10 protein-coding genes and 1 pseudogene are annotated in these 16,410 nt (G+C 64.0%); 3 read left to right on the forward strand and 8 right to left on the reverse strand.

Annotated elements, in window-relative coordinates; all coding sequences use genetic code 11:
• The first annotated feature begins 30 nt into the window (after positions 1–30).
• Positions 31–936: an AraC family transcriptional regulator gene (locus AC1DZ8_RS20735; RefSeq protein ID WP_477302034.1), complete on the forward strand. Its 906-nt coding sequence runs from the start codon at positions 31–33 to the stop codon at positions 934–936.
• Between the two features lie 38 nt (positions 937–974).
• Here AC1DZ8_RS20735 and AC1DZ8_RS20740 read toward each other — a convergent pair whose 3' ends face one another.
• The 6 genes and pseudogenes from AC1DZ8_RS20740 to AC1DZ8_RS20765 form a co-directional block, all read right to left on the reverse strand.
• Positions 975–2,096 carry an NAD(P)/FAD-dependent oxidoreductase gene (locus AC1DZ8_RS20740; protein WP_477302036.1) on the reverse strand — a complete coding sequence of 374 codons (1,122 nt, stop codon included), beginning with the start codon at positions 2,094–2,096 and terminating at the stop codon, positions 975–977.
• Positions 2,077–2,493: a hypothetical protein gene (locus tag AC1DZ8_RS20745; RefSeq protein ID WP_477302038.1), complete on the reverse strand. Its 417-nt coding sequence runs from the start codon at positions 2,491–2,493 to the stop codon at positions 2,077–2,079. Before AC1DZ8_RS20745 ends, AC1DZ8_RS20740 begins: the two co-directional genes overlap by 20 nt.
• A 2-nt stretch (positions 2,494–2,495) precedes the next feature.
• Positions 2,496–5,141: a LodA/GoxA family CTQ-dependent oxidase gene (locus AC1DZ8_RS20750; RefSeq protein ID WP_477401552.1), complete on the reverse strand. Its 2,646-nt coding sequence runs from the start codon at positions 5,139–5,141 to the stop codon at positions 2,496–2,498.
• Between the two features lie 134 nt (positions 5,142–5,275).
• Entirely contained in the window at positions 5,276–7,249 is a 1,974-nt protein-coding gene (locus AC1DZ8_RS20755) for a tyrosinase family protein (RefSeq protein WP_477302042.1), read from the reverse strand.
• Positions 7,250–7,278: 29 nt separating this feature from the next.
• Positions 7,279–9,375: pseudogene (locus AC1DZ8_RS20760) on the reverse strand (multicopper oxidase family protein).
• Between the two features lie 467 nt (positions 9,376–9,842).
• Positions 9,843–11,351 (reverse strand): winged helix-turn-helix domain-containing tetratricopeptide repeat protein, encoded by a 1,509-nt coding sequence (locus AC1DZ8_RS20765; RefSeq protein WP_477302046.1) that lies wholly within the window; start codon positions 11,349–11,351, stop codon positions 9,843–9,845.
• A gap of 133 nt (positions 11,352–11,484) precedes the next feature.
• Between AC1DZ8_RS20765 and AC1DZ8_RS20770 the strand changes: the two genes are divergently transcribed.
• Entirely contained in the window at positions 11,485–11,715 is a 231-nt protein-coding gene (locus tag AC1DZ8_RS20770; protein ID WP_477302048.1) for a DUF1127 domain-containing protein, read from the forward strand.
• Between the two features lie 103 nt (positions 11,716–11,818).
• On the forward strand, positions 11,819–12,985 hold the full coding sequence (locus tag AC1DZ8_RS20775) for an MFS transporter (RefSeq protein ID WP_477302050.1): 1,167 nt from the start codon (positions 11,819–11,821) through the stop codon (positions 12,983–12,985).
• A gap of 123 nt (positions 12,986–13,108) precedes the next feature.
• On the opposite strand, the gene AC1DZ8_RS20780 is transcribed toward AC1DZ8_RS20775, so the two are convergent.
• Positions 13,109–15,169 (reverse strand): DNA/RNA non-specific endonuclease, encoded by a 2,061-nt coding sequence (locus AC1DZ8_RS20780; RefSeq protein WP_477302052.1) that lies wholly within the window; start codon positions 15,167–15,169, stop codon positions 13,109–13,111.
• Between the two features lie 29 nt (positions 15,170–15,198).
• Entirely contained in the window at positions 15,199–16,410 is a 1,212-nt protein-coding gene (locus AC1DZ8_RS20785) for a hypothetical protein (protein ID WP_477302054.1), read from the reverse strand.

Consider the following 16,410-nt stretch of genomic DNA (forward strand, 5'->3'; position numbering starts at 1 on the left):
CGGCCCTTTGTTTGTAAAAGTCCATTCAAAATGGTCGATCCGCTTTCCGAAATCATTGAACTGCTTCGGCCTCAGGCCGTGTTCACAAAGGGCATCAGCGGCGCCGGCCGCTGGGGTGTCCGCTATGGCGAGTTTGGCCATCCGAGCTTCGCCATCGTGATCGAGGGTGCGTGCCGATTGGCTGTCGACGGGCAACCGGCACTGACGCTGGAGGCCGGCGATTTCATCCTGCTGCCGAAGACGCCGGGCTTCACTATGACGGGTTTTGAGCCCGTCATACCCGAGATCATCGATCCGCATGTCGCGGCTCTTTCTGCGGAAGGCGAAGTGCGCCATGGCGACCGGGATGGTCCGCCTGATGTACGCATCCTCGGTGGCTATTTCGTCTTCGACAGCGAGGATTCTGGCCTTCTGGTTTCGCTGTTGCCGGACCAGGTCCATGTCCGCGGCGTCGAGCGCCTGTCGATCGTGGTGAAGCTGTTGATCGAGGAGGCCGCCCAACGCCAGTCGGGGCGCGAGCTGGTGCTGACCCGGCTGATCGAGATCCTGCTGGTCGAATCCTTGCGGCTGACGCAAACGCCGGATGCACCGGCCGGACTGCTGCGTGGCCTGGGGGATGTCCGGCTGGCCGAAGCCATCCGGCAGATGCATGCCGACCCGGCGCGTCCCTGGACGATGGCGGAACTGGCAAAGGAAGCAGCACTCTCCCGCTCGGCCTTCTTCGACCGCTTCAGCCGCAGTGTCGGCGTGCCGCCGATGGAATATCTGCTGGCCTGGCGCATGGCGCTCGCCAAGGACATGCTGCGCCGGCAGGAGGTCGACATCGCCGACGTCGCCGAGCGCGTCGGCTACGGTTCGGCCAGCACCTTCAGCACCGCCTTCAGCCGCCATGTCGGCCAGTCGCCCGGCCGCTACGCCAAGGCGACGGCGCACTAGCCAGTGATGCGGGCCGCCGCTCGGTAAGCTCTCGATTTTCAGAAGGTTGATGCAGACCGGCTTCTGACCGTGCCGGGCATCGCATGCCTTTCGGGCCGGCGGCGTTGCCAGAAGGCGGTGTCCCAGCGTGCCGCGGCGGCGTAGTGAGCGGCGAGTGCCGGGACGTAGTCGGCAAAGCCTTGCGCGGCGATCATCGCGTATCGCTTGCGTGCGAGTTCGTCGCGTCCGTCGATCATGTCCGATGCGGCATAGGCAGCAAGGATGCCTGAGCGCAGCGCATGCACCATGCCGCGCGACGACAGCGGATCGGCGGCAAACAGGCAGTCGCCCGCCGCAATCCAGCGCTCGCCGGCGGCCGGCTCGATCGTGGCCGTACCCGCGGACTTCACCATGACAGAGGTTTCGCGCGCGCCGTCGGGCAACAGCGGTGCGATCAATCGTGTTGTCGACAATGCGCCGTACCAGTATTTCGGGTCGCGCAGTTCGTTACCCAAATCAGGATCGGTCAAGCACGCCACCACCCGGCTGCCGCCAGGCAGGTCGGCGCTGTACCACCAGCCTTCGGGGCGCGCCTCGACGACCATCCGGCAATCGCCCGGTGCGCGGTCGAAGAAGCGTGTGTAGGCCGCAAGGTGCGCATGCACATGAAGCGTCGCGCTGAAGGATCGTGCCAGCGTCCAGCTGCGGCCGGTCGCCCAGATCACGGCGTCCGCGAGGACGTCCCCATCGGCGAGCTCGAGACGCCAGCCCTGGCAGTCACGCGTCGCCGAACGCACCGCGCAGCCACGTCGCACCTCGACGCCTGCCGCCGCTGCTGCCCCAACCAGCAGCCGATCGAACCGCGCCCGGTCGAGCTGCCAGCCGGCGCCCTGGGCGGAGAAGATGCTGGGCCGTTCTTCGGGCGCATCCCCGGCCCAAGCCGAAACGACCGCGCGGCTCTCTACGAAATTCTCGGCAAGGAACGGTTCCCAGACCCCGAGCTGGCGCAGCAGCCCCTGCGCCACGGCCGGCAGGATCTCGCCTGGTTTGGCCCGGTCGTGTCGGCCGGCCTCAATCAGAACCACGCGCCGTCCGGGCGCACGACGGCGCAGCGTCAGCGCGGCCGCGGCACCTGCCGGCCCGCCGCCGATGACAACGAAGTCAGCTTGCTCTGACGGCATAGAAGGACGCCACCACCCCAGCCGGGTTGGTGCTGCCGCCATCGCCTGAATGCGGGATGGTGCGCACCACCGAGCCGACGATTGCCGGCACTTCCAGCCGGTCGGTGCTGTTCGGCCAGACGGGAACGAGCCAGCCTATATAGTCGTAGATCCACTCCTCGCCGCCGACCACGCCCTTGCCCTGGAAGCGGACCTGCATCGGCGAGCCGTAGCCGAAGCTGCCGCGCAGATCGAGCGACCAGCCGGGACCGCCGATCGTTCCCGAAAGGTCGGTCTGCGACTGCTCGGCAATGGCCAGGGTGCCTTCGCCGAACAACAGATCGTTGGCCGCCTTGCTGAGATCGGGATCGTTGAGAAAGCTGCGATAGGTCCAGTTGCCGACAAAGGGATTGGTCATCGTCATTCTCCCGAATCTTCGACGCAGATGTATTTGATGCTGGGCGAGGGCTGATCGAGCCCGCCGCCTGGGTTACGGACCATGAAGCCGAGCTTCGACCATTCGGTCACCATTTTGAGGTCGCCGGCGAGCGTCTGCGGGATGCCGCGCGCCCAGTTGCGGAACTGAGGGTTGGGCTGGGCGGGGTAGTAGACCTGCATCGGCCGGTGCGCCGGCCACCACAGCGTCTCCCAGACGCGCCGTTCGCGCTCCATCAGCGTGTTGCCGACGCTGTCTGGGTAGAGAACGTTCCACTCCTCATAGGTGACGTCGATGGTCTGGGTGGAGCATTCGTTGAAATCGGCCTGCCATGGTAGCCCGCTGAGCTTGGTCAGATCGCCCGGCTGCAGACCGATGTCGAAATCGCTGGTGAGCGACAGCGGGTCGGAGGCATAGGCGATGTAGCCTTCTTCGCTTAGGGGGGTGTCCCAATTGTTGGCGTTCTCCTGCGCAGCGGTCAGCGCGAACGTATACCATTCGGGGTCGGCCTTGATCCGGTACGGCTCGCGCCAGATTGCCGGATTGCGGATGATCCAGGTCACTTCGCCGCCCGGGCAGAAGGCGCCGCCAAGTCCGTTCGACAGCACGCCCTGGTCGAGGCCGCGTCCGCCCGGCACATTCCAGTCCTTGTAGGGCTGCCACGGGTCGATTGCCGGCGCGAAACCGGCGTCGACCTCGTCGATGAAGATGCCCGCCGCCCACTGCCGCAGCAGGAACAGTTGCGTATCGGTCAGCCGCAGGAATTTGCTGACCGTCTTGTTGGTGATAGGATTGTCGCCGGCCAGCAGCGGCATCAGCGGCAAATGATAGGTGCGCGTCGCCGGATTGGCCTCAAGCTGGAACAGGTTTTCCTCGCCGGGTTTACGCAGCAAGTCGAACAGATACTGCCGCGCGGCTCTGCCGGGATCGGTGGTGGCGTCCTTGGCGGCGGCGGCAAGCGCGCGGTCGAACAGTTGGCCGGAGCGATACTCGAACGCCAGCCGCCGCAGCGCTACTTCGATCGGTTCGTCCGGATCGGTAGTGCGGTCAGGTTCGCCCGGCTCCTGCCGTGAAGAAGACCGCGCAAGTTCGAGCATTGATTCCAGTGGCGGTGCGATAGAAGCTGCGACGCGCTCGATCACGCCCGTGACCGCGGCGTCGAAAGCACCGAGCGCCTCGGCATAGGCTGGATCGGCCACCCTGTCGTTGTCGACGAAAATCTTTTGCCAGCGCTGGGCATAGGTGCGTGGCATTTCGCCATCGCCGGGCGGGCAGACCGCAGTTGCGAAAGCCGCTGCGGCCGTCTTGAGCGTCTCGCCGGCTTCGCCGACCACGGCATCCTTGGCCGCACCCGGCGCCTGGGTGGCGTCGAGCAGCATCAGGCTCGGCTCGACGGCCACCTCGAGCAGGCGGCCGCTGGCCTGATCGTCCCTGGCGAGGCCTTCTTTCGCCGCCAGCCCGCGCGGCGCGACGCGTGGCGGGATGCACAGGCGGTAGGGATCGAACGTGCCCCGGCTCGACTGGTTGTGCGGAAAATTCGATTGCTGGAGGATGTTGGCGAAATAGGAGAATTCGTCGGCGCGGAAAATGATCGGCCAGATGTCGCGCCAGAACCACGGACGATAGGCAGGGTTCCACTCGACCGGTCCTGCCTTCCAGTGCAGCAGGGCCCCGGTGTCGGTCGGGTCGATCTTCTGCGGCGCGTTGAATGTTCCTGCCGTGCCGTACATATCGGTGCGATAGCCGAATTCGCGGATCGACATATCCTCGACCACGTCTTCCAGCGTGATCATGTCGAGCACTTCCGGCGCGTAGCGCGGATAGCCGACCAGAACCCAGGCCGGATATTCGACATCGATGTAGCGCAGCTTCTGGACGCGCTCTTCCATCATCACCAGCCGTGCCATCACCGGCCCGTCGGAAATATCGTCGAACCAGCCATCGCTGTTGGCGTAGGTCTCGATGCGCGGATGGCCGAAGCCGGAGAGGAACGAGCCGCTGTTGCCGTGTCCGCCGAGCACCAGCAGTCGCCCGGCATCGTCGGTCATCATGTCGCCCAGCGTGTCGATGTCGTTGGGCGCCATGCCGGTCGGCGGGAAGGTGACGGCATAGGCCGGATTGGTGGCTCGCCCGAAGCTCGCCTTGCGCCGCTTCTTGCAATCGACGGCTTGCGGGCCGGCGTCGATGACCAGCTTCTGCCGCTCGATCGGATCGGTGACATCGGGGTTGCGCAGCGGTGTGCCGTCGGGGTAGCCGGCTTCGCCGCGCAGTCCGTCGAAGGTAAACCAGGCCGCCTTCTTGTTGGCGAGTTGCACCCGCCACTGGATATCGACCAGCTTGCCTCTGTTGCCGCCGCCCTCGACATGGTCGTCGATCTTCAGTGCAACGCCGTCCGGATTGTCTGCGTCATAGGCGAAGATCTGGAAGCGCGCCGCCTGGCGCTTGATGCGGCCCTTACTGTCCTTGAAATGCTTGATCGGCGCATCGCCCTTGGCGGCATTGCCGTTGGCGTCGCATTCGATCGGCATCTGTGCCGGCTTTTCCGGCGAGATGCAGAAGGCTTCGGGACTGTCGCCGAGCCGGGCGATGCCGACCGCCGGGTGGATGCGATAGATCGATGGGTCGGCCATGTGATTCCCCCTGTGCCGGCGCCGGCCTCTGGAGCAATTCCAGGAAAAGTGTGGAGCGGTTTTCCGTCCGGAATTGCGTAAAAACAAAAACTAAGGGCGGTTCAGCGAGTCCGTGAGACGCTGAACCGCTCTGGTCAGTCGAGAAAGTTGAGCGAGACCCCGTCGAGCCGCAGCAGCTCGCGGTCTTCCTCGTAGGAAGCGCCGATCACCACCAGGCTGACGGTGATGTCCTTGGCGCCGGCCGCGATCAGCCGTCGCGCGGCACGCGTCACGTCGATGCGGTGGTTACGCGGTGTGTTCATGCTGCGCTCGCGCAAATCGAACTTGCGGTTCTCCGCCGGCGGCACCTCGCAATGGCCGGGGCCGCCATAGCATTCGCCATGGCCGAACACGGCGGCGTAACCGGCATAGCCCGGCACGTTGAGCGGCGTCGAGGCATCTGCATCCGGCGTGTTGAGGAAGACGCGGATGAAACAGGAGCGCGGCAGCTGCGGCACGCGATGCAGCCGCACTTCCGCCGAGCGAAAGCCCTTGGTCGCCTCCGGCACCGCGATCGGCGCCGAGACAAAGCGTCCGACCGGGCTGGTCAGCCCGACCGGCATCAGGCATCCGCCGCGCACATATTCATAGCCGAAGCGGTTCATGTCGAGCGTATCGCGCACCGCGTAGCTCCACGGCGTCAGCGCCGAATCGAGATCGGCCGGCAGGCCATCGGGATGCTCCTGCTGCCAGCGCCACCACAGCCGGTCGATATTAGCATGCACCGGCCAGAAGATCGGGTCGTAAGACGCCGTCAGGTTCGAGAACATGTCGCCGAACTGCGGCTCGGAATAGAGATCGTCGCGCTGGTGGAACTTGCGGCCGGCAACGCGCACCGCGCTGTTGCGGTCGGTTGGCGCGTCGGTCTTGAAGGCTGGGTTCATGCCCCCGGTCCAGATATGCATGGTGTTGTGCGGGTTCTGGTCGAGGAAGCCGAAGCTGTCGACATAGAGGCTGCCGCCGCCGAAATCGCGGAAGGTGCGCAGCGACAGGATCTCGTCAATGTCCTCCTGCGCCGGGTAGTGGTAGTGGATGACGCTGTTGATCGTGCCTTTGCCGAACTGGCCGGAATAGCGCAGCGGATACCACAGCGAATTGGCGTCGAGCAGTGCATCGATCAGCCGCTTGCGATTTTCGCCCGCCACATAGTCCTTGCCGCACGCCTTGCTGACCGCGTCGTAGATTTGCGTCGGGTTGGCCCAGAGCTGCCCGACCAGCGTGTCGATCTTGGCCGGGAAACCCTTGTCGCGCAGGAAGCGCGCGGAGCCCTCGGTGAGAAAGCCTTTGAAGGCATCGGGAAGGATCGCGCCGTTCTTCGGATCTTCCGGCGTGTAGCGGGACGCCGGGAAATCCCACCACGGCATGGTCACATCGGGGCAGAAATCCTGCAGCGCCTGTTCGAACTCATACAGATAGACGCGGTGCCAGGGCAGGAAGCGCTCCCAGCCATGCTGGCAGTGGTTCTGGTGGATCAGCGCCAGATTGTTGTAGCTGCGCTTGTCGCCGACCCATTTGTTGAGCTTGTAGAGCTCGCGAAAGGCATAGCGCAGCCGCTCCTTTTGCGGATCGCTCAACACGTCGACATCCATGCGTTGGCGCAATTCGCCTTTGGCGTAGCGCCACGCCGCCGGATCGGACGCCGGGCCGAAGACGGGACCGGGAAGCCCCTTCACTTCGACGCGGGCTTCTGTGTCCACGCTGACTTCGCCCGCGAGCGCAACCGTTTCGATCAGCTCGCCAGGACAGCCTTCCTCGATCCAGGTTTCGATACGGTCGATGTCGTCATCGGCGACCGCTTTGCCGCCCCAGGGCAGGCGAGGGAACTGCTTGCCGTCGAAAGGCGGCAGTCCGCGCAGACCGCGGACCAGCGCCGAGCGCGCGCCGCGGCCTTTGGCGTCGCTGGTGCCGCAGCACGTCGTGGTGAGCGGCGCGATCAGCGGCATGCCTTGCAGCTGCAGCGTCAGGAAGTCCGGCAGCGTCAGTCCCGTCAGGCTGCCTGGCCCCTCATTGCCTCCGGCTGCGGTGAGGATCGCCTCCACGTCGATCCAGGTGAACGGCGCCTCAGGCATTGTCTGTGCCTTACTTGTGGGCATCGTGACTACCCACTTCCATCTGGTCGTTCATCCCCTGCATCTGCATGGCGCCGCTCTGCGTGGTGTCCTGCGTGGTGTCGCCCACCTGATCGGGCAGCACCACGGCGACGTTCTGCATCATGCCCTGGTCCTCATGGTCGAGGATGTGGCAGTGGAGCACGTACTCGCCGATATAGCGCTCGTAGCGGGTGCGCAGCGTGATCGTGTAGATGCCGGAGAAGCCGGCGGGCAGCGATTGCGGGATCAGGCTCTTGATCCACAGCGTGTCCTTCCAGACGCCCTTCAGCCCGGGATATTGCGGATCGTAAGGCGCGCCGCCAGCATCGTCGATCGCACCCGGCGCGCTGACATCCTTGCCGTTGGGATCGATGATCGAGACGATCTGGAACGGATTGACGTGGATATGGAACGGATGGCTGACGAAATGCGATTGCAGCGTCCACACCTGCGCCTTGCCGAGCGGCAGCGAGCGATCGATGCGGGTCGGGTCGTAAGGCTTCACATCGGCCGTGTTGAGCGTGTTGCCAACCTCGAACTTCACGTCCGGCCCTGATGTGTCGATGAAGAAGGTCAGCTCCTGCGTGCCGTTACCCTTCACTTCCTCGTCGGTAACGTCGGGATGCGGCGTGAAGCTGGTGAACTTCGTACCGTCCTTGAGATCGGCGATCACCGTCGCCTTGATGTCAGCCGGCATATTGGCCTCGGCCAGCGCAATCAGCTTCTGGTTGATGTAGGTCTCGACATTGTCGACCGGCTTGCCTGGCGCGACGTCGACCAGGCCGAGCAGTTGCGGCCCGACATCGAGCGCGTTGACCACGCCCGATTTGGGCGCCGAGGAATCGATCACGCAGTAGCGTCCGGCTTCCGGGAAGACGACCAGTGCATCGAAGCGATAGCCGGGCTGGAGTGTCACAAGCTTGGTCGGATGCGCGGCCGCCATTGTCAGCCCGTCGGCCGCTACCAGCTCATAAGGCACGGGCTTGGTATCGCAGGTGTCCTTGATGAAGGCCGCCGTGGTGTCGGCCCTGAGCAGCGTCTTCACCCCCGGCTTCAGCTTGCCGTCCAGCACCTTGAAGAACTGCAGGCTGATCGTGTCGCGCACGCCGGCATGGATCATGCGCCAGCGCTCGACCTGGCCCTGTGTCGCCTTCATCGCATCGTTGGGATTGAACACCTTGCCATTGAGCGAGGTGTAGCGTCCCGAAGCCGGCCAGGTGCCGGGGCCGAACTGGTCGTAGGCCTCGATGCCGCCGACATCGCCGGGGTCGCAGATATAGCGGCCGTTGATATCCTGCTTGATCGGACCGAGTTCGCCGGGCTTGGCAGCAGGTCCGCGGCAGGCATACTGGATCTGCTGCATCACCAGCACGCGTTCGGGGATTGCCGAGGTCGGGATCAGCGTGTCGATATCGCCATGCGCCGTTGGCGTCGGGAAGCGGTTGCCGCGAATGATCAGCGCGCCGGCCATGCCACTGGACACCTGCAGCGCTGTCGAGCCGTGGCGGTGCGTGTGATACCAGAAGGTGCCCGAGGGGTGGTCCGACGGGATGTTGTACTCGTAGGTGAACTTGGTCTGCGGATTGATCGACAGCAGCACRTTGTCGCTGTTGCCGGTCGGGCTTACCCACAGCCCGTGCGTGTGCAGATTGGTGCCGTTGAAGCAGTGCGGAATGTCGGGCATCTGACCGCCGGGCATGCAGCCGGGATCGCCGGGCTGCGGCCCCGCCGGCAGCTGGTAAGAGGGTGATGCGCACCGTGTCGCCAGGCACCGCCTCGATCGTCGGCGAGACATAGGGCGCGCTGGGATCGACGCCGTTGCCGGTGTAGCCGCGCAGATGCACCTTGTCGTAGCCGCCGGTGGACGGATTGTAGATCTGGTTGTCGATATACTGGATCTTGAGATCGAGCAGGCGGTCGCCACGCGCCGGCGCCGTGTTGCCGGGCAGTGGCGCGGGGGCTTCCTCGGTCAGGATAGGCTTGGCAACTGCCGCGCGTTCATCCTGCAACACAGGCGGATTGAGGATCTCGGCTGCCGCGGGCAGCGCCGCGATCGAACCGAGGCTGCCGCCGAAAACACACGCGAAAATCCGCGCACGCGCCATCCATCCACCACACAACATGGGGGTCCTCCGCCACTTGGTTCTAGATTGCGTCCGGAAAGCATAGTGCGACAGATCAGGAAGTCTGTCCAGATTGCTAAGTTGTCAAAATCAAATTTACTTCCAAAAACACTGTACGAGCGAGTTTGGCGGCCCGTTTATACGGCTAATTGTCGATTCGCCCTAAAATCGGTCTATTTTTAACAAGTTTACAAGCAACCAAGGTCTCTGAGGACTACCGCGTCTTTCGTTTGTTCTCGCTAATATACATCGTCGGCCACGGCGTTCGCAGCCCTCTTCCGCAACCCCAATTCCGGCAAAGACAACACCCCTGGCCGCCAGGCCTTTCGCTCAATCACAGCAACATCGGTCGAGCGACTTCGCGACTTGCAAACATTGGCCAGGATTGAGCCGACCGTGCCGGGCATCATCCCGGGCGCAGCGTCATCGATCGAGCGCGGGCCGGTCCGTCACTCCGGAAGGCCGGCCTTGCGGAAGCCATCGACGAAATGCTCGAGCGTGGCAGTGTCGCGGAATGGCTCGGTCTCGACCCAGTGGCGGGTCGTGAAATGCGGATTGGCAACGAGGAACATTGCGACCTCGGCGCGCGCCTCGTCGAACTGGCCGAGCTGGGCAAGGCTTGCCGCCAGGAAGCGGCGTGAGCTTGTGCGATAGGTCTCGTCCCGGCGCAGCGTCTCGACCGCGGCTTCGTAGTCGCGCGCCGCATATTGCGCCTGGCCGAGCGTCAGATAGTACCAGCTTGCCGGATACGGGTTCAGGCGGAACGCTTTGCGGATCTGCTCGAGGCCCTCCTCCACCTGCCCGGCCAGGGTCGTGATGTCGGATAATGTCGCCCAGGCGTCGGCGTCGTTCGGGTCGAGCTCGAACGCCTTGGCAAATTCCGCGTCCGCCTCGTCGAACCTGCGCTCATAGGCAAGCAGGTTGCCCAGCACCCAGTGACAGCCGGCATCGTTGGGATCGATCGCCACGGCCTTGCGCGCCAGGTCCAGGGCGAGGCCGCGGGCAGGCTCGATGGGTTCGCCCCAATGCACCCATCCCATCCAGTGGTTCATCGCAAGCCAGCGATAGGCTTCGGCATAGTCCGGATCGAGCGCAACCGCGCGCGTCAGCATCAGATGCGCTTCGCGCGCCGTCTGCGGTGAATCGTCGATCAGCTTTCGCGCCCGCACGCACAGATCGTAGGCCTCGAGGTTTCTCGGCCGATTGCGCGGCAGCGGGGTGCGTAGCCGGCCGAGCAGCGCCTCGACGATCTTGGCCGTCACCTCGTCCTGTACGGCAAAGATATCTTCCAGGCCGCGATCGAAGCGGTCCGCCCACAGATGCTCGCCGCTCAGCGCGTCGACCAGCTGGGCGTTGATGCGCACGCGTCCGGCGGCACGTCTGGCGCTGCCCTCCAAGAGATAGCGCACGCCGAGGTCTTCGGCGATTGCGCGCACATCCGCCGCCTTGCCCTTGTAGGCAAAGGTCGAGTTGCGCGCGATGACGAACAGGCCACCGATCCGGGACAGGTCGGTGATCAGGTCTTCGGTCAACCCGTCGGCGAAGGCTTCCTGCTCGGGGTCGTTGCTGAAATTGGCGAAGGGCAGCACGGCTATCGATGGTTTGGCGGGCAGCGGCAAAGCCTGTCGCTTCGAATCGCCGAGCTGTTCGATGGCGCCGGTGAAGCGATAGCCGACGCGCGGAACCGTCGATATCCATTCACCGCCATTCGCAGCCGGACCCAGCAGCTTGCGCAACTGCGCGATCTGGACCGTGAGGTTGCCTTCCTCGACGGCCGTGCCTGGCCATGCCGCATCCATCAACTCGGCCTTGGCCAGAATCTCGCCGGGCCGGGCGACCAGCGCCGCCAGCAGCTGCAGTCCGCGATGACCGGCGGCAACGGGGACATCGTCCCGAAGGAGCGTTCCCGCACCCGGATCAAGCACGAACGGACCAAAGGCAAAGCGCGATCCTTGCATAGTCGCGCATCTATAACCGGTTTGGAACTTTTGAGAACTATTTGGCCGCGCTTAATTACGGCGCCGTCCACATGCTGCACAGTTCAGCCTCCTACCGAGGGTTCTTGACCCCTCGAACCGAATGGAGGTTGCCATGAACGATACCCTTGCATCTGCTCCGGCAGCCTGGCCGGGAAAACCCGCGGGGTCATCGCGCCGGCACCTGACGAGCCCGCGTAGCATGATTGCGGCCTGGCGCGAACGAATCCGCTTTCGCTGGGACCTGAAGCAGATGGCGGAGGCCAATCCGCATCTGATCGACGATATCGGTCTGACCAGACGCCAGGTCGAGGCAGAGATCGTCAAACGCTTCTGGCAGGTGTAAGCCGAATGCCGCGGATGATACCGGCTCGCCCGTTTGCGCGTGCCACGACGCCTCGCCGGCATTTGCACTTGTCGAAGTTTGCCGATCCTGCTTCGAAGGTTGCATGAGCGCCGAAGACGCGACGTCACCGGGCGAGAGCCGCATCCCTTGGGCCGCGATGGCCGCCATCATCGCGACCGTCACGGTGTTCGCCGTGGCGCAGGGGCTGACCTATCCGCTGCTCAGCTTCATCCTCGAACGGCAAGGGACGACACCGGGCTTGATCGGCATCTCGGCAGCGATGACCCCACTGGGTTTCATTGTCTCGTCGCTTTTCACGCCGGCGCTGGTCCGGCGCGTGGGGGCGGCGCGCTTCGCGGTCCTGTGTTCGATCCTGGCAGCAGCCGCCCTGATCGCGATTGCCTGGACGCAGGATGTCTGGGCCTGGATGCCGCTGCGCTTCCTGCTCGGCTTCTTTGCCAACCCGCTTTACGTGATCAGTGAAACCTGGCTGGTCTCGATCACGCCCGCCGCACGCCGGGGCCGCATTATGGGCCTATACTCATCGATCGTTTCGGCAGGCTTCGGCCTTGGCCCGCTATCGCTCGGCCTGGTCGGCACGCAGGGGTGGCCGCCCTTCATCATCGGCAGCGCGGCCTTCCTGGTCTGCGGCCTGATCGTGCTTGCGGTGGCGCCGCGCCTGCCCGATATGCCGCGTGAGGGCGAGGCGGTATCAGTCGGCGGCTTCTTCGCCCTGGCGCCGCTGCTTCTGTTCGCGGTTTTCACCGCTGCCGCGTTCGAGCAGGTCCTGCTGTCCCTGTTCGCCGTCTATGGCGCCGCACTGGGCAGCGCCGAAGAGCACATCGCGTCGCTCATCACCTGTTTCATCGCCGGCAATGCCGTGCTGCAGATCGTGCTTGGGCGCGCGGCCGAACGGTTTGGCTCGACGCGGATGATGCTGTTCTGCGTCCTGGCATGCCTGGCCGGTTGCCTGCTGTTGCCGTTGCTCTTCAACAATTGGCTGATCTGGCCGCTTTTCTTCGTCTGGGGCGGGGTCTCGTTCGGCATCTACACGCTGTCGCTGATCCAGCTCGGCGAGCGTTTCACCGGCCAGGCCTTGATCGCCGGCAATGCCGCCTTCGGATTCGTGTGGGGCATAGGCGGCATCGTCGGCTCGCCCGTCGCAGGGCTGGCAATGCAGCTGACCGGACATCAGGGACTGCCGGCGTCGCTCGGCCTGCTGTGCTGTGTGCTGGTGGTGTTTCTGATGGCGCCGAGACGGCGGGTTTGAGAGGCCAGTTCCTGGCGATGTCTTCCACGCCAGGAACCGCCATCGGCGTTAGCGCACGCATCTACGGACCTGGCCTGGTCCGCAGAATACGCGTCAGTCAAGTTCTTCCATGGTCGCCGTCTGTCAACGAAGGAACCGGATTTGCTCCATGGCAAGAAGTGGCAACGCCGCGCCGCCTGCAGATACGCTTTCCTCATCGCCGGCCAAAGGATCCACGGCAGCGAGTTTGCCAAAGTTGATGCCGCTGCGAGCCTCGATTGTGCGAATGGAAACCTGCGTCGCCGTGCCTAGTTGGGGCGACGTGAACGCCCCGAAAACGAATTCCTCTTCCGGCTGCAGGCTTTGCTGCTGGTCCATCTCGTAGCCGGTTGCGCAGAGTTTGCGGGTGTCGTCGTGGATGAAGGCGATGACCTTCCAGAAGGCAAGCGGAATGCGCACGCCATACATCACCGGATCGGCCTTCGCGAAATAGGCTCCGGTGAAGACGGAAATCTTCATCGCGTCTTCGCGGGCATGCTGCAGCGCATAGTCCTCAAGCGCCAGCCATATCGGGGCGTTGAAGGCCTGCATCTGCGGCGTCACATTGGTGACGTGCATGGAATCTTCGTTGCCGCGCTTGGCGATTTCCGGCGAACCCCAGCCTGGATCTTCCCGCCGTGTCATATGCCCCCGGCTGAACCTCGGTGGGTTGCCGTAGCATTCCTTCATGATCTGCTGCTCTTTGGGAATGCGCGGATCCCATTTCCAGCCGACGCGGGCGCTCTTCTTCGACTGATTGCCGTCGATGTTGCAGGCGCTCAGAAAGCACATGCGGCGGCTGCGGCTCATGATGACGGAGTAGTGCTCGTAGCGAAGCTCCGTCTTGGAAACGCCATCCTCCTGGAAATCGAGAATGTCGTCGGCGCCGCGTATCACTGTCGGCATATCGACGCTATTTTCCTCGCCGAGGAAAGCAGGGTCGTAGCCGCCGCGGTCGCGATAGTCGGCGACCGATTCCGTGCCGTCGTCGATTATGTATGAGTCGTCGGCTCCGCTATCCGCCACTAGGCCCCGGACCACCGCAGGCACGACCGAACCGCCCTGATCGAGCTCCACCGATATGCGCAGTGTCAGCGGGATGGACAGGCTGCCGCCGCCGATGCTCTGGCGCAGGACCGTCGAAGAACGGCGCTGCGGCGCGGGCGACGGGGTCACGGCGCGAGACGGCGCCTCTGTGCGTCGCGGCGCGCGGCCGGCCCGCACGTCGTCCAGCAGTCTTTTCACCACATCGGCGCGCACCGCGTAGTTCGTCGAGAGGAAGCTGCCGCTGAAATGCAGCCCGATCGCATTTCCCTCGTCGAGATCGAAGACCAGCGAACCGGAATTGCCGCCGAGCGTCGTGCAATTATGCCAGATGCGCGTCGGCTCCACCCGGGTCACGCCGCCTGGTGCGAGCCGCTTTTTGTTGTATGTCTTGCCGTAGATGCGCTCCATCAGCTCCGGTTCGGGAATGCGGCTGTCATAGGCGGGATAGCCGATGGTCGCGACATTCTCGGTTTGCCGGATGTTGGTGGCCAGATCGATAGGGCTTGCAAGCCTGGTCTTTCCGGAGGCTACCTCAATCTCGAAGAAGGCGACGTCAACGCCTGGCGCATCCTCGATATGGAGCGGCCTGACGAGCTTGAAGAGGAGCTGGTCAGGATTGTCGATCTCTTCCAGAAAGTCGGTGGTCGCCTCCATGGGAGCGCTGACCCCCGGTTTGAACGTAAAGCCCGCGCCCTTCCGTACGGCGAATTCTCGAGCGACATGGCGATTGGTAACGAGAATATTCTCGGCCACCAGCCATCCCGTGCCCACCCATTCGAACGGCGCGCCCAGAACATTGATCCGGCCGACGGCGCGAATGGCTTTGTCGAGCAGCGGCTTGGCCTTCTTCAGCCGCGCCTCCCAGATTTCGCTGTCGGCCTTGTCGATGAAGACCAGCTTGGTGACATTGTTGTGGATTGCCAGAACCGGCCGCTCGCGCCGCATGACGATGCTTTCCAGTTCGACGGCCTGGTCGAGGTCCTCGGGGGCGCGCGCTATCTCCAATGCTTCGTTCTCGACCCCGAGATCGGCACTCTCTTCGGCAAGCTTGGGGTCGCCCGCCCTTACCGACGCGTTGAAGCGGCGCAACCGCGCCAGTTGGTCCTCAAGCTTACCCACGGCATCCCTCGCTTTCGATGTGTTTGAACCTATTTCGGCATTGCCGACTTCCTGCCTGCCCAAGCCTCGGCCGGCTCGCGGAAATTCAGAACCGGCCGGTCGAAATTCGCGTTGCTTGCGGTTCGGTAGAGCCGGTCGAGAAGCGCGCCTGTCTTTTCGCCGTCGGCCGGATCGAAATGTTTTCCCGAGGCGTTGCGGTAGCCGCTGAGGCGGTCGAGGGCAAAACGCAATCCCGGCGTGAATAACGGCAGGCCGCGCGACGGCAATTCATAGAGAAGGTCGAGCGCTTCGCGATGCCTGCCCCAGCGCGCCAGCATCTCGGCCCTGATGCACAGCCCGTCGGCTAGCCAGCCTGCGTCGCGATAAAGCGTCTCAGTCCAGCGATCAAGCCAGCTGCCGCTTGACGTGTTTTCGGTTTCGTACGCGTTGGATGGACCTACCAGCATCATGACATAGGCGCCGACGGCGGCGGCGATCGGAAATTCATGCTTGTCGGCGAGCAGATCTCTCGCCTTGCGCCAATAATCCGAAATCAGCGAAAGCTGCTCGAGCTGACGGCCTTCGAGATAGCGGATGAACAGATCGGCGTCCGGGTCCTGCAGCTTCACCGCAAAATTGCGTGGCGCCGTGGCAGGGATGGAAATCTGCGCCCCTTCCGAACCGGAAACGGGAGCCGCCAGATAGAAGTAACGGCCGTCGTCGCCCGCCGTCCGCACAAAACCGGGCTGGAAACTGCCAGGGATCGTGACCCAGCCGGAGGCATCAACCGCAAGCTTCTGCCCTTCGGCCAAAGTCCGCCCCTCAAAGTCGACAGATATCAGCGCGAACTCGCGCGGGGTGGATTCCTGCGCGCTTTCGAGGCTTTCGAGCCCCATGTTTTCGAGCCCAACGCTTTCCAGCCCAACGCTTTCCAGCAGGTTTGCATCGGATTCGTAGCCTGGCACATTCAGGCGCGCGAAGGCGCTGTTGCTGCCCATGGGTGGGTACGAGCCAGCCCTGGCCTGTGCAAGCACGACCGAGGTGTCGTCGCCCGAGGCCGGCATCTGGAATGCCGTTTCGAGGAATGTACCATCGGGCAGCAGCGCGCGGGCTGCATAGAAACCAGGGGAGAGGTCGATACCCCCGGCGGGTTGCGCGAGCGTGGTCTCTCCCACAATCTTCAGATCGTGGTCCAGGATCGAAACCCGGGCGTCGGAGATGCCGAGGCTCTCGGGTATGGACAGTGTCAACTTGCCACTCAT

This window comes from Mesorhizobium sp. P2_F7, assembly GCF_056403695.1.